Source organism: Pseudovibrio sp. WM33, from assembly GCF_001623165.1.
Lineage (GTDB): Bacteria > Pseudomonadota > Alphaproteobacteria > Rhizobiales > Stappiaceae > Pseudovibrio.
The window spans coordinates 29,665-49,904 of record NZ_LMCK01000025.1; the positions used below are offsets into that span (position 1 = coordinate 29,665).

The window sequence follows — 20,240 nt, forward strand, 5'->3', positions numbered from 1 at the left end:
AGACCTAATTAAAATCATCAATTATATTGATGCAGCTTAAACTAAAAAACTGAATCTACGGCGCGTCAGGATCTTGTGGCAAGATGACAAAGTTCAAAGAACTCCTTCAAAACAGCTTTTCACTGTCGGGTTTGGCTGAGGAACACGCACACGGTCTCTCTGAGATAGCTCAGCCTATGTCATTGAAATCCGGCGCAGTTCTCTTCAAGGCCGGAGATCCGGGCAATGGTTGTTACGCAATCATCGAAGGCAGCATGAAAGTCTCCGTCGTCTCACTGGATGGCAGTGAGCAGTTGCTCGCAGTTCTCGGGCAAGGTTCTCTGGTAGGTGAAATTGCTTTGCTTGATGGCAGTGAACGATCTGCTACCGTAACGGCACTTAAGCCGAGCCAGCTTGCATTTATCTCCAAAGCTGCATTTTATCGTTATGCTGATGAGAACCCCGCTGTTTACCGTCACATGCTGCAGATCGTAGCCACGCGTCTGCGTCGTTCAAACGATGCTCTCGCCGCACGGTCCTTCTTGCCACTCAATGGACGCGTTGCGCAGACACTGCTGCAACTCTCTGAAACATTTGGCAAAAAAGTCGATAGCAGCAAAATCCTCGTTCACTATAAGATCTCTCAGGCTGAAATCGCCAATATGGCTGGTGGTGCCCGTGAGAACGTCAGCCGCGTACTCAATGTCTGGAAGAGAGAAGGCGTTATCAGCCGCCTCTCTGGATATTACTGCCTCGAAAAGCCAGAGGTGCTACGAGCTGCCGCAGAGCTTTAAACTCGGTATTTGAGTAAAAGTGACCCGAACTAACAAAAAGGGCATGGGCCTTGTCCCAACAAGGCTCCTGAAACATCGAGATGACCTATCAGCATTTTCACATTCGCCCACAGGACGAGTGCACACCAATCCATCCTGACCTGACGCATTCTCAAGTGCGTGCTTTGGTTGCCAGACATTCAGAAAAGCTCCGCCATAATGGCGAGCTGGCATCGGTCTACCAGAATAGCATGAAGTGCGATTGGGAGGATTACGAAGCTCAGGCCGTGCGTTTCTGGTGCTCCGCTCTCATGAAAGACAGAAGCTATTCTGGCCGTCCTCTTGGCAAGTATCGCGGTGCTGCAAAGCAGGTATGCAGCGATGATATTGCCAGCTGGTTGAAATTATTCGAGAATGCAGTAGATGAATGCGTTGCTGAAACCGCTCGGGCCAACACCAAGAAATGTGCGACCCAGGTTGTTGATTGCTTCCATATGGCGATGATCCCTGCTTGAGTAGTTGAGCTTCGCCATGCATAGCATTTCGCTTGATGGATCTACGGAGCTTTAGAACTATGAATGATACAAGAGACGCTGTCGAAGAAGAGCAGCCGATTGGGGAGCTGACCACGCGCACAATGGCGATGCCGGCAGACACCAATGCTTCTGGCGATATCTTCGGCGGTTGGGTCGTCTCTCAAATGGATATTGCCGCCGGTATTGCAGCAAGCCAGTGCGCCATGGAGCGCGTTGTGACTGTTGCTATCGACAGCATGACCTTTATCCGCCCAGTTAAAGTGGGCGATGTAATGTGTGTCTACTCCAATGTGCTCCGTGTTGGCAGAACTTCTGTAACGCTTGCCATCGAGGCTTGGGCTTTGCGTCACCGCTTTGGCTATCGTGAGAAGGTTACGAATGCTCAGTTCACCTTTGTTGCTGTTGACGATAACGGCAAGCCGATTGTGATCTCTGAAGAGCAACGTGCTAAGTACAACAAAGCTTAAGCGGATCGCGGATCAGGAATAGGAAACAAGCTGTGTCATCAAAAATTCCCGTTATGTCAGCGCGTGAACGGACACCGCTTGATCCTTCCATAACACCTGCCCAGATCAATCATCTGGTTGAGAGTTTTTATGGCAAGATCCGCCAGCATGAAACGCTTGGTCCCATTTTCCTAAGGGAGATGGGGGAGGATTGGGGGCCGCATCTGCACAAGATGAAGCACTTTTGGGCATCAGTTCTGCTAAAAACTGGGTCGTACAAGGGCAAACCAGTTCCGGCTCATGCTAGAATTCAAGGTGTCACCACTGAGAACTTCCATGAGTGGATGGACCTGTTTGAAGATGAGGTCTACGGGATTTTCTCGCCAGAAGCAGCACCGCTTCTTCTGGCAACTGCACAGCGCATCGCACAGAGCCTGTGGCTTGCAATGTTCGCAGACCCGTTTGCTACGCCCCCTGCAAAATTCGGCAGCCGCGCAGCTTAAAAATCAGTTTGTATTGTAGTGCAGCTTACCTAGCTCGGGAATTTCTTTCTCGAGCGCAATGCGTTTTGCCTGAAGTACTCGCGTAATGCTTCCAGTTCTTCAGGACGACGGCGTGCAGTATCTGCAAATAGACGCTCATCAACAACCGTATGGCATCCTTCTGCCCAAAGGCGAAGCAACATAGCAAACCGGTCAGAGCGTTCGTCAGTGGTCAGCGGCGTGTTTGGCTGTCGTGTTGAGTTGGAGAGCAGCCGACTGCGCAGCCCTTTTTCCAGAATCAGACAATCCAGCAAATAGGCAGCAGTAAACTCGTCGGCAAGGTGTGCGACGGCTTCCCTCAAAGATTGAGGCACATATTCAGATACATACGATTGCCATGCAGACTGTGGCTGACCAGCAATATCAAACATTAAATCCTCCATCGGTTTCCCGAGGAGGACTGGCGCAAAATCCATTGAAACTACCGCTTGGTTGTTACGAATGATGAAGACAGCGTCCTCACTTCGAAACCACATCCCTTTTGGCGGAGACCACCTTGCCCGGTTAGGCAGGTTGGCGAGGGCGCCAGCCCTTCTCTTGATGATGCGTAGGATTTGGCACGAAAATGAGGCAATTGCAAGTGGGCACCTTTCCTTTGTTCTTTGTCCACACTTTCAAATTTACGTCATGTCGTATTCTAGCACCACAAAACGCAACTTCCGCTAAGTGAATATCTTCAATTTTTGTGGTTCTATAAACCGAATTCCCGTCATATCTGAGTATTCTCCTCAGACTTTGAATGAGCGCATAGTGGCAGCTCAAAAAGGCAGAGCATTCCAAATATTCCGATCAATTTTCTCAGTCAAATTTCTAGGCCCTTCAGGAAGGAAAAAACGATGTGCACCACAAAGCCCGTTCTCTTTGGAGTCCTGACAGGGTGCGCCTACGCCTTGCTGCTAACCACATCTCTGGCAGCAACGACCACCAAAATGGTCGATGGTGTCAAAACGGAGTTTGTGGAGCAGGTCTCTGAAGAGCAGAAAACTCTGGCTCGCAACACTGAAGTTGTGGTCATGCCCAAAGGCTTCCATATCGAACCTTACGCTGCCGTTCCTGACGCCCGCCATATGGCAGTCGCAGCTGATGGTAAAACTGTCTTTGTAGGGACGACTACGGACAGAGTCTGGGTCGTTACTCCGGATGAAGAGGGCAAGAAAGCTGCAGAAGTTCGCCAGTTCGCTCCAGATCAGTCCTTCATCATCCCTAATGGTGTGTGCTTCACAAAAGATGGCTCATTGGTCCTTGCAGAGCAAAACCGCGTTCTGAGTTTTCCGAATGCATTGGAAAACAAAGAGCAGGGCAAGCTAGCGGTGAAGGTGCTGGTCGGCAAGGGTATGCTTATCCCTCCCTCTGAAGAAAGCTACAATCACTCCTCCCGTGTGTGTGATCAGGGTCCGGATGACCGCATCTACATCTCTCTTGGCCAGCCTTACAACGTTCCGCCCAAGATGAAGCTGAAACTCTATGACAGCCTCGGCATCGGCGGCATTATCTCCATCACGGCAGATGGTATGGACCGTCAGGTCTACGCGACAGGGATCAGAAACTCTGTGGGCTTGGAGTTTCATCCAAACTCCGGCAATCTCTGGTTTACCGACAATCAGGTGGACGGCATGGGAGATGACATCCCTCCTGAAGAGCTGAACAAAGGCACCGAGCCGGGCAAGAACTACGGCTTCCCATGGTATGGCGGTGGAACGGTCCGGACCCCGCATTACATCGATGAGCCTGTTCCAAGTGGCGTTGTGAACCCGGAAGTTGAGCTGGACGCCCATGCCGCAAGTTTGGGCATGACATTCTATCAGGGCGATATGTTCCCTGAAGAATACAAGAGCGGCGTCTTCATCGCGCAGCACGGCTCATGGGACCGCTCAGTGCCAATTGGCGCACGTGTGGTGTTTGTGCCCATCAACGAGAAAGAAGAAGCTGGCGCCCCAAGTATTGTCGCAACAGGCTGGATTGATGCCAGCGGCGATTATCTGGGCCGTCCGGTAGACGTGGTCGAGCTTGGCGACGGGTCTTTGTTGATCTCCGATGACTCTGCCGGAGGGATCTATCGCATGTACTACGAAGACTAGGGATCTCCTCTGACCTGCGACAACACCCCTAAAAGTAAAAGACCAGAGCAGTGCCTCTGGTCTTCTTGAGTTCTATACTAAGCCCTTAGTGCTCGCCGGGGATACCTTTGTAAGCATTTGGACCCCAGACCTGCTTGACGCGCTGATCACGACCACAGCGATAGCGGTAGAACTTGTAGCGGATCGGGTTCTTCTCATAGTAGTTCTGATGATAATCTTCAGCATCATAGAACGGAGCTGCAGTGCGGATCGGTGTTACAATCGGGCGGTTCACTTCACCTGACTTTCCAAGCGCTTTCTTGGAGGCTTTTGCAGCCTTCAGCTGCGCAGGAGAGGTCGCAAAGATGGTTGTCTGATAGCTCTCACCACGATCACAAAACTGACCACCGGCATCAGTTGGATCAACGGAATGCCAGAAGGCTGTCAGCAGCTCTTCATATGACACCTTGGCCGGATCAAACTTCACTTCCAACGCTTCAATGTGACCTGTGCCACCAGCAGAAACCTGCTTGTAGGTCGGGTTTGCACTGCGGCCACCCGTGTAACCAGATGTGGTCTCAAGGACGCCCTCGATCTTGTCAAAGTCGGACTCGATACACCAGAAGCAACCACCAGCAAAAATAGCGGTTTCCGTCTCAGCAGCCTGTGCAGGCTGGCTCACAGCATAAAGCAAGGGAAGAACGGCAAGGGCTTTTGCAGCTTTGCGTGCAATCATCTCAGATCCTTAAATCAGGTCATGCATTGGAATTTCCAAAACCCTAGCAGCCACCAGCCCACAACGGAAATGAAGTCACTTCAACAAAATGTCAATCAGCGAGAGCATGGTTCGCGCTTCAAACCTCGCAGGACATATTCCAGCCTGTTACGTTAAAACCAGCCTTGTAATAGGTGCGTATGGCACCGTGATTGTCGGGGGCAACACGCAGTCCAATCCGCGTCAGGCCATCTTTCTTGAACGTCGCCTTCAACGCCTCAAGAGCTTTGGAGGCATACCCCTTGCCACGGTGCTCTGAGTAAACCAGAAAATCCATGATGAAGGCAGACGCATCGTCCTGAAGGGAGTACCAGAGAAAACCAACTTCCACTTCGCCAGCCTTCGTCTTGTTGACGATGCTCAGTAGCTTATTGTGTTCGTTGCTCTTCCCCTCTGGAAAGGCCTTTGACAAGCCTTCCTCGGCTTTCTTCAGTGCGGCCTGTTCCTCCATTCTGCGATTATCCATCAGGTCCTGAGCGTATTCAGAGACGGAAATAATCTGAAACTCATCAAAACGAGCTGCGGGGAAATCCTGAAGAACAATCATGGTAAGTCCTGGTTGGCAAAGGTTGAAGCGCTTGGGAAGGTCTTGCGTTGATCATGCGACGGGAAGCTTAATTGAAGACAAAGGCCGCGAAAAGCTCAATGCTATAATTCCCAACAGGTGCGACTTTAAGCCACCGGATCACCATGGAGACACTGAAACGATCCATGTTGTCTTTCCTGCATATGATCAAACATTATTGGGGTCTTGCGATAAACCACACAATTCAGGGCTGTGTGTCCTCCGGATGGTTAGAGACCTCCGCCTATACTTTCCCTTGGTCTTTAAAGGGATTGCGCATGATTATCCTCCTGGCATGTATCGCCGTACTTTGTGGTTTGCTCTATGGCTACAACGAAGGCGTCATCGCCGGCGCTTATGAGCCCATCAAAGCAGAGTTTGAATTCTCTGCGTATTGGGGAGGGCTTCTGGTCGCTTCCTTGTCCATCGGCGGTTTGATCGGAGCCTACCTGAGCGCTTATCTCAGCGATAAATTTGGCAGACGATCAACGGTCATCATTGCAGCCCTGTTCTTTATCACCGGGGCTGTTTTATCCAGTGTTGCACAAGACCTTTTCATCCTCACATTTGCCCGTTCTCTCATCGGAATGGGGATTGGCCTGTCCTCAATGGCGGGCCCCCAATATGTCTCCGAAATTGCACCGCGCAAGATCAGAGGCCGTATGCTTGGCGCGTTCCAGTTTATGATCTCCTTTGGTGTCTTGATTGGCTACCTCTCCAATCTGATCACACTTGATCTCGGCTACAGCGCAGAAGCCATCAATCGCTGGCAGTTCATGTTCCTCCTTTCCGCAATCCCTGCAGCGTTTCTGCTCTTTGGAATCTGGAGTGCCCCCGAAAGCCCGCGCTGGCTTGTTATGGCAAAGCGCTCGGCAGAGGCAGAGGCCGTCTTTGAAAAGATTGAGCCAACCCGATCTGTGGCGTGGGTCAAAGGCAATGTGAAGCGGATTGAGGAAGACCTCGCCGAAGTGGCAGACCAAAAGGGGGGATGGCTGGACCTCATCAATCCACGAAACCGGCCTATCACCAGTTTCTGCGTCTTCACCTTCCTGTTCCAGCAGCTCAGCGGCATCAATGCGGTCATACTCTATGCGCCAGAACTTTTCGGCGACCTGGGCTTTTCCGAGGAAGCCAGCCGCCTGTCTGCAACGGTCGGTCTTGGTGCAGCCCTCGCTCTCGCCGCAGCTGCCAGCTTGCTCCTCATTGACCGCGTTGGCCGCAGACCCCTGATGGTCTACGGACTGCCAGCCTGCGCACTCTCTCAATTCCTGATCGTGGGAGGATTTCTCATGGGGGACGGGATTGGGACAGCTCTTTCTGTCTCAGGTCTTTGCCTCTACGTGACCTCCTATTCCCTCTCCATGGGGCCGCTGCCATGGGTCTATATGTCAGAGGTGTTCCCAAATTACCTGAGAGCCAAAGGAATGGTCGTGGCGGTAACCGTCAACTGGGTCTTCACATTCCTTGTGGTGTTTGGTTTCCCCAAATTGAACCAGCTCTTCACGATCACCGAGATCTTCCTGTTCTTCGCCATATGCTGTTGCATCGGAACCGTCTACGCCATCCGCCGCGCACCAGAGACCAAAGGTGTTTCTCTGGAGGATATCTACGAGTTGTTCCACAAAGGTGGTAGCAAGACGGCTGAAGGGCCCGTCGCTGGCGAATAGGGCCTGCAAACACCAATGGCACCACATGGATTCCCATGCAGTGGTGGAGCTTAGGTTCCCAGGATGCGGGATGAGCAAGGCGAGCAGGCAGTGCCTGCGCTACCTGTTAAATTAGTTTCTTCGGCATTGGCTGCTCGCCTCGCCCGGGCGTTTTTGTATGAAACAAGGTCTCCACCGAAAGGCATTGGGAGCAGGTGCCTACCCATCACTATGAGCCCTCACAAAACACAAGGCTTTGTTTCAGGTCTCACAGTCAGGGCAGTTGCTGTAAAGGACAGTTTGACTTGTCCCTGACAGCTGCAGCTGCCAGTGTAGACGCCCATCGGGTGACCAGCTTCCGCTTGGTCCCTGCACTAAAGACTTTCAAGGGGTGTTTCAACGGACCCGCCGGAGGATGCGTTATTTCTCCCGGTAGCCCCGCCCAGCCCACGCCACACTGACGGTCGCTCCGCCAGCTGCCCGTGTATGTGGACATGAGATTAGTATGGAGTGTGTTAGGGAGAGGGGGATAAGATTTATAACTCAAATTGCGCATTAGGTGGTGAGTTCTGACGGCGAAAGGCGATTTTCTGCTACTTTTCCAGAATAGGTAAAACAGGCAAACTTGCACGTTCTGCTATAAGGTCTGCTAAGCGCTTGGCGTCAAACTCAAGATTATCTTCTAAAATAACAATATGAAACCCATGTTGACTCAAGTTGTATTCTTCAAGTGGTGTGAGTTTGAAATTGTCGCTGGGTTTCTTTTCAATGCCGACTGCGTTTTTTCTTGTGGTAATGCCTTGTGCAACGAAGCTCACCTTACCAAAACAGATTCTTTTAATCTCATCCATAGGTAAAGTAATTCTATGTCTGGAAGAAACTAGGCTGTTTATAATAATTTGGCTGTTGTCGATGAGCAGAAACGGTTGTCTTCTATGCATGATCCGGGTGATGCTAAAGTAAAGAAAGAGAGCATCAATCACGGCTAGTATTAGAAGGGCTATCGCTATTTTTGGTGCTTCTTCACTTATACGCCCGAAGTCCAACTGAAAAACTTCTGGAAATTGAGCGAGACAATAGAACCCAAAGAAGTTCATGAGAGCAATGAACCAATTATTTGAAATGGCTCTTGCAATGCTTATATGCGGGATCGAGATTATTTCACTCGGTTTATAATGATTGATCATAAATTAGCTTGCTTAGTGCGTGTATTGGAAACAGTTTGAAACGTAAAACTTCGCGCTTAATTCAGCACTAGGTCGATGTGTTCTTTTCTGCAAGGCAAAAAAAGGCACCCCCGAGAGGCCCCGTTGACATTGACACAGGGTTCGCATGGGGTGGAGTGAGGAGCGCGGGTAAGAGTTTTCGCTCAGCCGGCCAACTTTGCAATCTCGTCACCTTCCAGAACGCGAAATCCATTCCCACCTTCAAGGGCCCCGGAAACCAATGCACGTGCAACTGCTGTTCCCTCGATTGGACGATACTTCCGCAAAGGGCCTTGGAAGAGAAACGAGAGGTGTGGCAGAACCGATCCAGCTAGTCCTTCCGCAAAGCGTTGTTCCTGACGCTCACCAAGCAACAAAGACGGTCGGAACACTTTTGTGCAAGGATAAGACAACCCACGAACCGCCTCCTCCAGTTCCCCTTTGACCTTCAGATAGTAGTTGGAACTGCTCGCTGCAGCACCAATCGAAGAAACCATGAGAAACTGCTCTGCACCTGCCTCACGTGCCAGATCAAAGGCAAGTTGGAAGTCAATCGCGTAAAATGCTTCTTTTGAGCCAGCTTTCTTCTGCGTGGTGCCCAGACAGCAAAACACATCCCTCACGTTTGTTGGTAGTTGAAGGGAGGAAAGATCGCTGAAATCGGTCAGCTGCACATGAAGCTTTTCATTCTCAATACTCAGCTCTTTGCGAGCAACAGCATGAACTTCGCCATACGCCTCACTGGCAAGCAACCGCCGAACCACCTCAGAACCAATCAGGCCTGTTGAACCAAAAACCAAAGCCACGCGATTTTTCATATAAGACTCTTTCGATTGTCAGCTGAAGCAGATTGTTAGATCAGGTTGAGTGTTTAAAGGTCGAACAAGTTGAAGCGTAATGCAAAAAAATAAGAGCACCACTTAAGGTGCTTTCATTTCGATTGCTATTTGGGAATTGCAGAGAGCAGAGGGAAGAATGCCATGTGGAAGTTTCCGAGCCAGGTTACATACCAATCTGCAAGCTCAGGCATTGTCGTGTTGGTGCCAAGATCAACATCTCTTTTCCATAAAACTATGCTGCAATATCGAGCATGTTCAGCAGGGTCCCAATCAAGGGATGCGCCGATCTCGGTCTCAACATGTTCTTTTTGGCGTAGCAGTTCTTTGAAGTAGGCTTCGCCGCGCTCATTCCTAAAGTTGATCATAACTTTCGCGCAGTTTTCTTGATCCAGATAATGGAGACTTAGATAAGCGTTCGGTATGCCAAACTTGATGTCGTAGTAACTTCCGTCGGGAACATTATTTCTCAGTTTAATCGGAAGTTTAGTGTCAGACATCTGGTCTTTGACTGCTTGCCAAATATCATGATGCTTTTGTTTTAGTTCACTCATGAGTTGTTATTTCCTAGCTGAAGCTGTTTGTGACAATGCAAAAAAGGGCACCCCGAAGGATGCCCTAATTCGTTTAAGCGTTGGTTGGCTTGGCTTAGAAGCCCATGCCGCCCATGCCGCCCATGCCGCCGTCCATTGGAGGCATTGCTGGGCCGGAGTCTTTCTTAGGCAGTTCAGCAACCATTGCCTCAGTAGTGATCAGCAGACCAGCTACAGATGCAGCATCCTGAAGAGCAGTACGAACAACCTTAGTTGGATCGATGATGCCAGCTTCAATCATGTTGACGTATTCTTCGGTCTGAGCATTGAAGCCGAAGGTCTCATCCGCAATGTTGTCCTGGATTTTGCCAACAACGATAGAACCTTCAACACCAGAGTTTTCAGAGATCTGGCGAAGCGGAGCTTCAAGAGCGCGCAGAACGATCTTGATACCAGCTTCAATGTCAACGTTCTCGGAAGATACTTTCTCAACAGCAGCTTTTGCACGAAGAAGAGCACAACCACCACCTGGTACGATACCTTCTTCAACAGCAGCGCGTGTTGCGTTCAGGGCATCGTCGATGCGGTCTTTTTTCTCTTTAACTTCAACTTCGGTTGCACCACCAACGCGGATAACTGCAACACCACCAGCAAGCTTAGCAAGACGTTCCTGCAGCTTCTCGCGATCGTAGTCAGAAGAAGTTTCTTCAATCTGAGCTTTGATCTGGGAAACGCGTGCTTCGATGTCAGCTTTTTCGCCAGCACCATCAACAATGGTAGTGGTTTCCTTGGTGATATTCACCTTGTCAGCAGTGCCGAGCATGTCGATGGTTACGTTTTCCAGCTTGATGCCCAGATCGTCAGAGATCACGGTACCACCAGTCAGGATAGCGATGTCTTCGAGCATTGCTTTACGACGGTCGCCGAAGCCAGGAGCCTTTACAGCAGCAATCTTCAGGCCACCACGCAGTTTGTTAACTACGAGAGTTGCCAGTGCTTCACCTTCAACATCTTCAGCGATGATGATGAGTGGGCGGGAAGACTGAACAGCGCTTTCAAGGATTGGAAGCATTGGCTGCAGGTTGGAAAGCTTTTTCTCGTGAAGGAGAATAAGTGGCTTTTCCAAGTCAGCAATCATCTTTTCAGCGTTGGTGACGAAGTATGGAGAAAGGTAACCGCGGTCGAACTGCATACCTTCAACAACTTCAAGCTCGGTCTCAAGAGACTTAGCTTCTTCAACGGTGATAACACCTTCGTTGCCAACGCGCTGCATTGCTTCAGCAATGTCTTCACCGATCTGAGTGTCGCCGTTAGCAGAGATAGTGCCAACCTGTGCAACTTCGTCAGTAGAAGAGATAGACTTGGAACGTGCGGTCAGGTCTGCAACAGCAGCAGCAGTTGCCATGTCAACGCCGCGCTTCAGGTCCATTGGGTTCATGCCAGCAGCAACGAACTTTGCACCTTCTTTAACGATAGCCTGCGCCAGAACTGTCGCAGTTGTTGTACCGTCACCAGCAATGTCGTTGGTTTTGGAAGCAACTTCACGCACCATCTGTGCGCCCATGTTTTCGAACTTGTCGTCCAGTTCGATTTCCTTCGCAACAGAAACACCGTCTTTGGTGATGCGTGGTGCGCCGAATGCTTTATCCAGAACAACGTTACGACCTTTAGGGCCGAGGGTAACTTTTACAGCGTTTGCAAGGATGTCGACGCCTTTAAGCATCTTGTCGCGGGCATCGGAGCCGAATTTGACTTCTTTAGCAGCCATGGTTTTGTCTCACTTAAATTCTTGAATAACAGAAGGGATCGTAGGGTCTCAACAATGGCCTGGAATTAAGCCAGGATACCCATGATGTCGGATTCCTTCATGATCAGCAGGTCTTCACCGTCGATCTTAACTTCAGTACCGGACCATTTGCCGAACAGAACGCGGTCACCGGCTTTAACGTCGATAGCGATCAGCTCACCGTTGTCCTTACGTGCGCCAGCGCCAACAGCGATAACTTCGCCTTCCTGTGGCTTTTCTTTTGCAGTGTCAGGGATGATGATGCCACCAGCTGTTTTTTCTTCAGACTCAATGCGGCGAACGACAACACGGTCGTGTAGCGGACGAAACTTCATAATTGGCTCTTCCTCTCATACGCGAGCGCCCCTTTTAGGCAGCGCCCGGACGCGAAGGTTAAAAACTTTGAGAGTGGGTGAAACCTTGCGGGCCCACAGTGATTAGCACTCCCAAAGGCAGAGTGCTAACAACCGTGAAATGATGTAGTTTCACCCTCTGGTATAGTCAAGGAGAGAGCAGCAAAAAAATATTCTGGAGCGCAAAAAATATAGGAATACTGCGAGAAATTGGGGGCAATTTGGGAACAGTCTCAACTCACCCTAGACGAATGGACTGTCTGTGCTGCCTGCACGGGAATTTCCGGAATCAGCGCAAAAGAAAAGCCGGCTTTAAGATTAAAGCCAGCTTTTGAACTTTAACAGGAAGCTTTCAGGTCTTAATTCTGAAGAGGCGCGTCCTTCATGGAAAACGGAAGCTCAAAGCTGCCGGACTTTTCCGAGTTCTCGTCGTTAAACTGTACCTTCAGCACATACTCACCAGCTTGCAGCCCTGTAAGGTTGAAACTCAAAGATGTTTGATATTCACGGATTTGGTTTAAGCTTGCGGAGTGCAAGGCGGTGAACCCGTCCTGAGAAGCAAGCACCTGACCAGTGGTGTTGCGCAGTTCAAAATCAACGCTCAGATCAATCGCATATGTGCTGCCCATCTCTTTGTAAGAGAAGCCAACAGGCTCAGCATAAACGGTCAATGGATCACCGCTCTGGAACTCTGCCGTCTCCAGAGGCGTGTAAGCTCCATAACTCTCAGCTGGTAGTGCGATGAATTTTGCTGCCGTAAAAGCGAGTGGCTGCTGCTGCCAGGCAATGGTGTAGGCGTCCTGAACAGCTTTAAAGCCAGCGCTCGGCGCACTCTTGTCTTCAGCAGATGCAGCGCTACCCAACAAAGCAACCGCAAAAATAGAACAGGCTGCAGCTTTTGCGTAAGCTGACATCCCTCTCACTGTAAATGGCATTGTTAGCCCCCTAGAGCCAGCAGAACACAATATCTGCGGCACTCACCTGATTCTTGGCGGTGGTATAGCTCTTATATCTAAGGGAGACAATACGGCCTCATTTGTTGAGGCAGCTTAGATATGCGTCACGAAGACATTCCTCATGCGATGGTTAAGCAATTACCACGCATTTGATCAGGCACTGGCCCGTTCAGCCCAGGATTGCTTCTTCCGGTAGATGGTCGAGGGGCTGATTTCCAAGGCGGCAGCTGCAAGGGCAATGTTGCCGTCAAAAGTTTCAAGCGTGGTCTCGATAATCTGCTTTTCCTGAAACCACAGCGGTTCGATTGATCGCCCCATGGAAGGCATCGGTTCGCTTGTGCTGAAGGCAATCTCAGAAAGAACAGGAACAGCCTGGTCACGCAGCAAAGGAGAGAGCATGAGTTCAGTGACTTCATCACCGTCATTCATGACCACAAGCTGGCGAATGACATTCTCCAGTTCGCGCACGTTACCCGGCCAGCTGTGCTGCAACAAAAGAGCCTCTGCGTAGGTCGAAAAACGCTGAAATCTGCGATTTTCTTCTGCAGCATACTTCTTCAGGAATGTTTGAGCGAGGGACGGTATGTCCTCGCGGCGCTCACGAAGAGCGGGCAGACGGATCGGCAGCACGTGGAGACGATAGAACAGGTCTTCACGGAAGCGACCAGCAGTGATCTCTGTTTTCGGGTCTCTGTTGGTTGCGCAGATAACGCGCAGATCCAGCGAGCGTGGTTTATGCTCTCCAACCCGTTGAATGGAGCCAGTCTGAAGGAAGCGCAAAAGCTTGCTCTGCAGGCAGAGTTCCATTTCACCGATCTCATCAAGGAACAAAGTTCCCCCATCGGCAAGCTCTGCTGCACCAGCTCTGGCTTCATCTGCTCCGGTAAAGGCGCCGCGTGCATGACCGAAGATCTCGGACTCCATCAGATTGGCCGGAATCGCTCCACAGTTGATTGCGACAAAAGGCCCGCCTTTGCGTGCTGATCTGGCATGCAGCGCCTGTGCACACAGTTCCTTGCCTGTACCTGATTCTCCGGTAATGAAGGCTGGTGCGCTGGATGTAGCCATCCGGTTGATCTGCGCATAAACGCTTTGCATGCGGTTGGAAGCGCCAACAAACCCTTCAAACTGAGCAGCTGTTCCAGACGTGTCGCTGGAGACAATCGCCTCAGAGCCAGTCGCGGTTGAAAGTGAAGGTGAGGGTGCCGCTCTCTTGAAGACACCCAGATGTGCTTCAAGTTTCTCCAAAAGCATTTCGCTTGTGTAGGGTTTGGTCAAAAAGTCATGGGCGCCATTGCACATGGCATTCATGGCCCGGCTCACAGACCCCTTGGCACTGACCGCAATCATAACCGCGCGCGGCGCAGCAGCGACAATCTCGGAAAGCTCGGCTTCTCCGCCGATGCATTCAAGATCGACAATAACGATATTGATTGGGGTATGTCGCAAGAAGGCGACAGCATGTTCTTTGCTCGCAAGAACATGCGCAGGTTGTCCGCTGGTAACATGCTTCGACAAAGCACTACTGGTTTTACGAGCCTCTGCACGATTAGTGTCGACGACACAGGCGTTCAAAAACCTATTGGTAGCTTTGGGGGATCCCATTGGCAGGCAACCTCAAAAATCAATACATCAGGTCGAAAATCATTCGACACCCTGAGTTTGTGCAAACAGGGTAAACAAACCCTTTTCGTTTTCGAGGTTGATTGCATTATGCAGTTAATTTCTTTCACGCAGAACGCTTCGAGCAACTTTCTTACCCGATAAATATCGTTGTTCGCCAGAATCGCGCGCCGAAGTTCAGCTCGGGATTGTGACGAAAATCGTATGCGCTGATGATATATGTAGCTCTATTGTCATTCTTGCGGGGACAACACGGGTTTTCCCTAGAAATATAATGGGTATAGGGTTCGAACGACCTCAGTAAATGCGGCAAAATTCAGGTATGTATTTTGTGATTCGGACCAACAGGTACTCTTGAGGATATGACGCGCTTGGCGAACATTTCCATTTTGTTTTCTATTTCAGCCATTGCGGCCTCTTGTGGCACTGTGATGGTCTACCTTTTTGCGCGTCCGGTTGGCGAGGCCATCACCGTTGCCTTCACGGCGATGTGCACCATGATCTTCATCCATTTCATGTTGACCCGCTCTCAGGAAAAATCTGCGGTATCTGACGCTGTCAATCGCTTGGAAGAGCGGATTGCAGTCATCGATGATGATGTCGGAAACCTCGAAGGCCGCCTCACTGGCGTCGAGCACAACATTCCGCGTCGCACACGGGAAGAGATCGACCCGCTGTTTGCTGAAGTGGAGGTAATCGGTTCTCTGGTGAAGCAGATGGCCGAAGCCATGGCCGACATGGAAACCCGGATCGAAGATCAGGGCATTGCCATCGAGGACCAGCGCACCAAGCAAGCACAGCTTCAGCCTCAACCAGCTCAGCGCCTGGCCGCTCCGCAGGCCGCGGTGAGAGAACCATCTGTTGATCTGGCCAGTCAGGCAGCTGCTGCATTTGCGAGCGCAGCAGGCCAACCAATGGCTGCAAGCCAACCGATGGGTGCGGTGCAGGAACCGTTTGCTGAGACGCGCGCACCAGAGATGAAGCGCCCGGCAGCTCCGCGCATGCACCATCCTAATGCTGCTCTTGCCGAAGAAATTCGCGCAAGCATCGAAGCGGGTAGGGTGGACCTCTACCTTCAGCCTATCGTGACATTACCGCAGCGCCGTGTTCGCTATTACGAAGCCCTGACGCGTCTGCGCAAAGCCAATGGCGACACGCTGGAGCCAATAGAGTTTCTTCAGGAAGCGGACCGTACCGGCCAAATGCCTGCGATCGACAACATTTTGTTGTTCCGGTCCCTTCAGATCCTGAAACGTCTGGCAACCCGCAACAGAGAAGCAGGCTTGTTCTGTAACCTGTCTCCAAGCACGCTCATGGATGAAAACTTCTTCCCGGGCTTTCTGGAGTTCGTGCGTGCCAACGACACATACTCAGATCTGTTGATCTTCGAATTCTCGCAGGCTGATGTGGCTGTGATGAGCGCGATTGAGTACGAAAGCCTCGCTGCTCTGGCTGAGCTAGGGTTCCGATTCTCTGTAGACCGCATCACCGATCTGCGTATGGACTTCCGCACTCTGGCTGATCGCGGCTTCCGCTTTGCAAAGCTACATGCATCGCGCCTGTTGTTGCATGAAGATGATCTGGCCAAAAGCAACATCCATCCGGCTGATTTTGGTAGTTTGCTGCAACGCTATGGCATTGAGCTGATCGTGGATCACGTGGAGAGCGAAGGCGCCGTGCTGGAGCTTCTGGAAATGGACATCCGCTGTGCGCAGGGCTTCCTGTTCTCACCGCCACGTCCTGTCCGTGCAGACGTTCTGCAAGGCGCGCCAAACCCGCGGTCACTAAAGAAAGAGGCGAGCTGATTTTCATCAACTCGCCTGCTCGTTTTTCATGTTTTGGATAAGAGTTAGTTCAGCGGTTTACCAACCGTAATAAAGGTTGGCTCAATGCCATCAAACATGTCCTGAGCAACCTCACGAACACCTTCCAGTGTCACCGCTTCAACCATCTCATTGCGCTTGTCGATGTAATTGATGCCCAGCTCTTGGGTCTGAATGCCTGTCAGCTGACGGGCAATGCTGCTGGAGCTGTCAAAGTTGAGAGCGTAATTGCCAGTCAGATAAGACTTCGCTTCTGCAAGTTCTGCCGGAGTAGGGCCAGTCTGCGCCATACGCACCATCTGCTTCTTGATGATATCAATGGCTTCACCAGCTTTATCCGGACGCGTACCTGTGGAGCCCATCAGCAGGGCTGCATGCTTGTAAGGAACCAGATAAGAGCCAACGGAGTAAGCCAGACCACGTTGTTCACGGATTTCGTCATAGAGCCATGAGGAGAATGATCCACCACCCAGAATGTGGTTCATCACGAAGGCAGACATGAACTTCGGATCATGACGTTCATAACCCGGCAGAGCAAACTGAATGGAGGTCTGTGGGCTTTCAAAGTCAACGTGAACACTCTTGTCCGTCACAGGCTCCACATTTGGGATTTCAACCAGATCACTGTTTTCAGGCAAGTCGGCAAAGACTTTGTCCAGAACGCTGGCCAGCTCATCAGCACTAATGGCTCCCACAACACCAATCTTCAAAGAGCCTTTTGCAAAGATCTTTGCACGCTGTGTTTTCAAATCATCAGAAGTCAGCTTGGCAACCGTATTCTCTGTTCCTCGGCTTGGGCGGCCATAAGGGTGATCCGGGAAGATGGTCTTGGACAAATTCAGACCAGCCAAAGCATCTGGGCGCTTTAGGCTGCGACGAATGCCAGAGATCGTCTGTGCTTTCATCCGCTCAAGCGGATCATTATCAAAACGTGGCTCGTTCACAGCCAGACGAAGCATCTCGAAGGTGTGATCTTTATTGGCCTGCAAGCTCTGGAAAGACCCATAGAAGAAGTCGCGGCCAGAACTGAAGGACAGACTCATAGTCAAATCTTCAAGGCGTCCCTGAAAGGCCTGAGAATCCAGATCACCAGCCCCTTCATCAAGCATGGTGCTCAAGAGGTTAGTCACACCCAGTTTGGCATCTGGATCCTGAGAATTACCACCTGCAAACGCAAAGTTCAGCGCGATGATCGGAACAGTATAGTCTTCCACCAACCAGGCTGTGATACCTTCTGGGCTTTTAACCTCTTGGATTTCGATGGCCTGACTGTTCTGCACAAAGGTAGCGACGAACATGAATGACAAGGCCAGCAATGCAAACAAACTTGCCGTCATGCGGGAAGCGGAGGCAGAAGCCGCCATAAGAACTTTAGCTTTCATCGAGCGTCCCCTCTCACTCTGCATTTTCAGGTTTTGCAGCAGGCATCAGATAGCTCGCCACACTGGTTTCACTAAGGTACTTCTGCGCAACTGCCTGAACCTGTTCAGGTGTCACTTTGGCAATGCGAGCAGGCCAGGTCTGAACCTTCTCAACAGAACCGCCTGTGGTCAGAGCTGTCCCAAAGATGCGCGCCAGAACGTCTTGCTTGTCTTGAGCGTAAATGGCAGAGGCCAGCATAGAGCGTTTAGAACGTTCCACTTCTTCAGCCGTCACACCGTTCTCAAGAACATCATTCACGATTGCTAGAGCACGCTTCTCCAGTTCTTCCAGCTCAACACCATCTTTGGGAGAGGTGTAAAGAATGAAGCGGGTGTCATCCAAAGCGGTAGACTGGTACCAGGCTCCAGCACTGGTCGCGACTTCGCCTTCAATCACCAGTGCTTTGTAAAGCCGGCTGTTAGCGCCACCACCTAAAATGTCTGAAAGCACTTCAAGAGCTTCAGAATCGCTTGGCTCTGCAGTGGTCGAGCTTGGTACGATCCAGCCATGTTGCAGGCTTGGCTGCGCAACCTGATCACTCTGCAGGCTGACTTCGCGATTACCTGGCACGATCTGGACATGCGGTCGATCACGTGGTCCCGGGTCTGCACGTTGCTCAACCTTGCCATAGGTCTTCTTGGCGAGGGCCAGAACGTCTTCCGAGGTGACATCACCGGCAACAATCAGGATTGCATTGTTTGGTGTGTAGTACTTGTCGTAAAAGGCGATAGCATCGTCTTTGTTCAGCGCTTGAATTTCGTCTTTCCAGCCAATCACTGGAATACCGTAGGGGCTGTTCGGAAACAGGACTTGATCGAATGTCTCAGATAGTCTGGCAGCAGGACTGCGGTCCACACGTTGGGAACGCTCTTCGAGCACCACATCCCGTTCCGGATCAACCTGCTTTTCAGTCAGGATCAGGTTGGACATGCGATCAGCCTCATAGCCCATCACCATTTCCAGATGCTCTTTGGCAACCTGCTGATAATAGGCCGTGTAGTCTTGAGAGGTGAAGGCGTTTTCCTGACCACCTACCTGAGCAACTTTTTTGGAGAACTCACCCTCTGGTGTATTCTTGGTTCCCTTGAACATGAGATGTTCAAGAAAATGCGCGATGCCGGATTTACCGGGTTTTTCATCTGCTCCGCCAACGCGGTACCACACCATGTGGGTCACAATCGGGGCGCGTCGGTCAGGGATGACAACCACCTGAAGGCCATTGTCGAGAGTGGTTTGGGAAACATCGGTTCCGCCGATGTGTATTTTTGAAAAGTCTTCGATTGAAGCTTTCCCTGTCGTATCCGCAGCCACGGGCAATACTGGGCTTGCGAAAACAACCAGACTCAAAGCGAGGGCTTTAAGCGCGAGAGATCGACCAGTCACGTAGGGGGCTCCCTTTAAAATGAGCAGGACACAGCTGTCCTACCTATACCGTGATTGTGGTTAATCTCCTCGTGAATTATTCGTAATCTATTGCAGCTATAATGAAAAAAGCGCGAACATCGTCGCGCTTGCTTCATAGTTTATTCAGGCTTTCAGTAAGACTTGAACTCTCTGTTAGAGAAGTTCTTACTGCTTGCTCATATCGATACGAGCGCCGTCTTCAATTGCTGCTGCTTCACGCTTTTTGCGAACTTCTTCGCTTTCGTCCACTTCCGGGGTCGCAAAAGCAACGCCTGCAACAGGAGTGGAGTAAGCCACTGGAGGCTCGGTCAGGTATTTGCGTGTCGGCGTACAACTTGGGTCGCCAGGTGCGCAAATCGGTGCTTCCACATCTTTGCCACCAAGCTGTTTTTTGGCAGCCTGATATTGCTTGCCAAGAGCTGCAAGTTCAGTCGGGCTCAGCTTGTCACCATCAAGAAGCTGCTGCTGACGTTTCTCAGCTGCGAAATCGCGAGGGCGAGCCGCTGCTTTCTCCAACGCAGGGTGGCCGCGCATTTGCTCAATGCTCAAAGGCTCACCTGGCTCTACCTTGTAGAACGCGCGGATCTCTTCAAGTTCTTCCTTGGAGCGGTCAACCGGCCAGTTGCTAGCAACTTCAGAAAGCTTGCGGGAATCTGGCCGCGGAAGGTTGCCAGCCTGTGTCGGCATAACAAGCGGAGCGCGCTCTTTGTACTTGATGTCAGTGTTTTTCTGAGACTCAAGACCAACGGCGCTCAAGACACCAGTCATCAAACTCAAATCGGTGGTTTCAGTGCCATCATCGAAGTCACCATTACCTGTCATACAGGCGGATAGTGCGAGAGAGAGCCCGCAAACAAAAGTGGCCCGAACAACGAATTTTTTGCTACGGCTTTGCAATTTCATTACCCTTGTTTCCCGATCACCATCAAAACGGCGTTTGACAGGCATCACGGGTCAAATGACAGCCTGCGAAATCTGTA

General features: G+C 51.0%; 20 protein-coding genes and 1 riboswitch. Of the genes, 7 read left to right on the top strand and 13 right to left on the bottom strand.

Translation table 11 applies throughout. From position 1 onward, the window contains the following. The first annotated feature begins 83 nt into the window (after positions 1-83). From PsWM33_RS06710 to PsWM33_RS06725, 4 genes are all read left to right on the top strand, one after another. Complete coding sequence (locus PsWM33_RS06710; protein WP_063295455.1) at positions 84-773, top strand: Crp/Fnr family transcriptional regulator; 690 nt, start codon at positions 84-86, stop codon at positions 771-773. Between the two features lie 80 nt (positions 774-853). Then, positions 854-1,267, top strand: coding sequence for a group III truncated hemoglobin (locus PsWM33_RS06715; protein WP_063299643.1), 414 nt, complete (start codon positions 854-856; stop codon positions 1,265-1,267). A gap of 59 nt (positions 1,268-1,326) precedes the next feature. Beyond that, on the top strand, positions 1,327-1,755 hold the full coding sequence (locus tag PsWM33_RS06720; protein WP_063299644.1) for an acyl-CoA thioesterase: 429 nt from the start codon (positions 1,327-1,329) through the stop codon (positions 1,753-1,755). A gap of 32 nt (positions 1,756-1,787) precedes the next feature. Further along, on the top strand, positions 1,788-2,237 hold the full coding sequence (locus PsWM33_RS06725) for a group III truncated hemoglobin (protein WP_244276659.1): 450 nt from the start codon (positions 1,788-1,790) through the stop codon (positions 2,235-2,237). A 29-nt stretch (positions 2,238-2,266) separates the two neighbouring features. On the opposite strand, the gene PsWM33_RS06730 is transcribed toward PsWM33_RS06725, so the two are convergent. After that, positions 2,267-2,647 (bottom strand): hypothetical protein, encoded by a 381-nt coding sequence (locus PsWM33_RS06730; RefSeq protein WP_208860115.1) that lies wholly within the window; start codon positions 2,645-2,647, stop codon positions 2,267-2,269. A gap of 47 nt (positions 2,648-2,694) precedes the next feature. Continuing rightward, positions 2,695-2,825, bottom strand: a riboswitch (SAM-I-IV-variant riboswitch). 287 nt (positions 2,826-3,112) lie between these two features. Between PsWM33_RS06730 and PsWM33_RS06735 the strand changes: the two genes are divergently transcribed. After that, entirely contained in the window at positions 3,113-4,354 is a 1,242-nt protein-coding gene (locus PsWM33_RS06735) for a PQQ-dependent sugar dehydrogenase (RefSeq protein ID WP_063299646.1), read from the top strand. Between the two features lie 85 nt (positions 4,355-4,439). Here PsWM33_RS06735 and msrA read toward each other — a convergent pair whose 3' ends face one another. Beyond that, positions 4,440-5,069: a peptide-methionine (S)-S-oxide reductase MsrA gene (msrA, locus tag PsWM33_RS06740; protein WP_057463732.1), complete on the bottom strand. Its 630-nt coding sequence runs from the start codon at positions 5,067-5,069 to the stop codon at positions 4,440-4,442. 118 nt (positions 5,070-5,187) lie between these two features. Further along, entirely contained in the window at positions 5,188-5,655 is a 468-nt protein-coding gene (locus tag PsWM33_RS06745) for a GNAT family N-acetyltransferase (protein ID WP_063299647.1), read from the bottom strand. A gap of 296 nt (positions 5,656-5,951) precedes the next feature. On the opposite strand from PsWM33_RS06745, the gene PsWM33_RS06750 reads away from it, so the two are divergent. Then, complete coding sequence (locus PsWM33_RS06750; RefSeq protein WP_063299668.1) at positions 5,952-7,340, top strand: sugar porter family MFS transporter; 1,389 nt, start codon at positions 5,952-5,954, stop codon at positions 7,338-7,340. A gap of 572 nt (positions 7,341-7,912) precedes the next feature. Here PsWM33_RS06750 and PsWM33_RS06755 read toward each other — a convergent pair. The 7 genes from PsWM33_RS06755 to PsWM33_RS06785 all read right to left on the bottom strand — a co-directional run bounded on the left by PsWM33_RS06755 (position 7,913) and on the right by PsWM33_RS06785 (position 14,593). Then, entirely contained in the window at positions 7,913-8,506 is a 594-nt protein-coding gene (locus PsWM33_RS06755; RefSeq protein WP_063299648.1) for a hypothetical protein, read from the bottom strand. Positions 8,507-8,688: 182 nt separating this feature from the next. Continuing rightward, positions 8,689-9,342, bottom strand: coding sequence for an NAD(P)H-binding protein (locus tag PsWM33_RS06760; RefSeq protein WP_063299649.1), 654 nt, complete (start codon positions 9,340-9,342; stop codon positions 8,689-8,691). A gap of 125 nt (positions 9,343-9,467) precedes the next feature. Further along, positions 9,468-9,914, bottom strand: coding sequence for a DUF4268 domain-containing protein (locus tag PsWM33_RS06765; protein WP_063299650.1), 447 nt, complete (start codon positions 9,912-9,914; stop codon positions 9,468-9,470). Positions 9,915-10,008: 94 nt separating this feature from the next. After that, positions 10,009-11,661 carry a chaperonin GroEL gene (gene groL / locus PsWM33_RS06770; protein WP_063299651.1) on the bottom strand — a complete coding sequence of 551 codons (1,653 nt, stop codon included), beginning with the start codon at positions 11,659-11,661 and terminating at the stop codon, positions 10,009-10,011. Between the two features lie 65 nt (positions 11,662-11,726). Further along, positions 11,727-12,014 (bottom strand): co-chaperone GroES, encoded by a 288-nt coding sequence (groES, locus tag PsWM33_RS06775; protein ID WP_057464068.1) that lies wholly within the window; start codon positions 12,012-12,014, stop codon positions 11,727-11,729. Between the two features lie 377 nt (positions 12,015-12,391). After that, positions 12,392-12,967 (bottom strand): hypothetical protein, encoded by a 576-nt coding sequence (locus PsWM33_RS06780; RefSeq protein ID WP_063299652.1) that lies wholly within the window; start codon positions 12,965-12,967, stop codon positions 12,392-12,394. A 174-nt stretch (positions 12,968-13,141) separates the two neighbouring features. Continuing rightward, entirely contained in the window at positions 13,142-14,593 is a 1,452-nt protein-coding gene (locus PsWM33_RS06785; protein WP_063299653.1) for a sigma-54-dependent transcriptional regulator, read from the bottom strand. A gap of 380 nt (positions 14,594-14,973) precedes the next feature. Between PsWM33_RS06785 and PsWM33_RS06790 the strand changes: the two genes are divergently transcribed. Next, positions 14,974-16,416, top strand: a complete 1,443-nt coding sequence (locus tag PsWM33_RS06790; RefSeq protein WP_063299654.1) for an EAL domain-containing protein — start codon at positions 14,974-14,976, stop codon at positions 16,414-16,416. Positions 16,417-16,460: 44 nt separating this feature from the next. On the opposite strand, the gene PsWM33_RS06795 is transcribed toward PsWM33_RS06790, so the two are convergent. The 3 genes from PsWM33_RS06795 to PsWM33_RS06805 all read right to left on the bottom strand — a co-directional run bounded on the left by PsWM33_RS06795 (position 16,461) and on the right by PsWM33_RS06805 (position 20,163). Then, entirely contained in the window at positions 16,461-17,816 is a 1,356-nt protein-coding gene (locus tag PsWM33_RS06795) for a M16 family metallopeptidase (RefSeq protein WP_063299655.1), read from the bottom strand. 13 nt (positions 17,817-17,829) lie between these two features. Further along, positions 17,830-19,239, bottom strand: coding sequence for a M16 family metallopeptidase (locus tag PsWM33_RS06800; RefSeq protein WP_063299656.1), 1,410 nt, complete (start codon positions 19,237-19,239; stop codon positions 17,830-17,832). 186 nt (positions 19,240-19,425) lie between these two features. Beyond that, positions 19,426-20,163 (bottom strand): hypothetical protein, encoded by a 738-nt coding sequence (locus tag PsWM33_RS06805; RefSeq protein WP_208994426.1) that lies wholly within the window; start codon positions 20,161-20,163, stop codon positions 19,426-19,428. Positions 20,164-20,240: the final 77 nt, after the last annotated feature.

Bases quoted from the DNA above. Each gene is read 5' to 3' on its own strand.
- groES (WP_057464068.1), bottom strand. From the start codon at position 12,014: ATGAAGTTTCGTCCGCTACACGACCGTGTTGTCGTTCGCCGCATTGAG.
- PsWM33_RS06805 (WP_208994426.1), bottom strand. From the start codon at position 20,163: ATGAAATTGCAAAGCCGTAGCAAAAAATTCGTTGTTCGGGCCACTTTT.
- groL (WP_063299651.1), bottom strand. From the start codon at position 11,661: ATGGCTGCTAAAGAAGTCAAATTCGGCTCCGATGCCCGCGACAAGATG.
- PsWM33_RS06710 (WP_063295455.1), top strand. From the start codon at position 84: ATGACAAAGTTCAAAGAACTCCTTCAAAACAGCTTTTCACTGTCGGGT.
- PsWM33_RS06785 (WP_063299653.1), bottom strand. From the start codon at position 14,593: ATGGGATCCCCCAAAGCTACCAATAGGTTTTTGAACGCCTGTGTCGTC.
- PsWM33_RS06745 (WP_063299647.1), bottom strand. From the start codon at position 5,655: ATGATTGTTCTTCAGGATTTCCCCGCAGCTCGTTTTGATGAGTTTCAG.
- PsWM33_RS06750 (WP_063299668.1), top strand. From the start codon at position 5,952: ATGATTATCCTCCTGGCATGTATCGCCGTACTTTGTGGTTTGCTCTAT.
- PsWM33_RS06780 (WP_063299652.1), bottom strand. From the start codon at position 12,967: ATGCCATTTACAGTGAGAGGGATGTCAGCTTACGCAAAAGCTGCAGCC.
- PsWM33_RS06795 (WP_063299655.1), bottom strand. From the start codon at position 17,816: ATGAAAGCTAAAGTTCTTATGGCGGCTTCTGCCTCCGCTTCCCGCATG.
- PsWM33_RS06720 (WP_063299644.1), top strand. From the start codon at position 1,327: ATGAATGATACAAGAGACGCTGTCGAAGAAGAGCAGCCGATTGGGGAG.
- PsWM33_RS06755 (WP_063299648.1), bottom strand. From the start codon at position 8,506: ATGATCAATCATTATAAACCGAGTGAAATAATCTCGATCCCGCATATA.
- PsWM33_RS06765 (WP_063299650.1), bottom strand. From the start codon at position 9,914: ATGAGTGAACTAAAACAAAAGCATCATGATATTTGGCAAGCAGTCAAA.
- msrA (WP_057463732.1), bottom strand. From the start codon at position 5,069: ATGATTGCACGCAAAGCTGCAAAAGCCCTTGCCGTTCTTCCCTTGCTT.
- PsWM33_RS06760 (WP_063299649.1), bottom strand. From the start codon at position 9,342: ATGAAAAATCGCGTGGCTTTGGTTTTTGGTTCAACAGGCCTGATTGGT.
- PsWM33_RS06790 (WP_063299654.1), top strand. From the start codon at position 14,974: ATGACGCGCTTGGCGAACATTTCCATTTTGTTTTCTATTTCAGCCATT.
- PsWM33_RS06715 (WP_063299643.1), top strand. From the start codon at position 854: ATGACCTATCAGCATTTTCACATTCGCCCACAGGACGAGTGCACACCA.
- PsWM33_RS06730 (WP_208860115.1), bottom strand. From the start codon at position 2,647: ATGTTTGATATTGCTGGTCAGCCACAGTCTGCATGGCAATCGTATGTA.
- PsWM33_RS06735 (WP_063299646.1), top strand. From the start codon at position 3,113: ATGTGCACCACAAAGCCCGTTCTCTTTGGAGTCCTGACAGGGTGCGCC.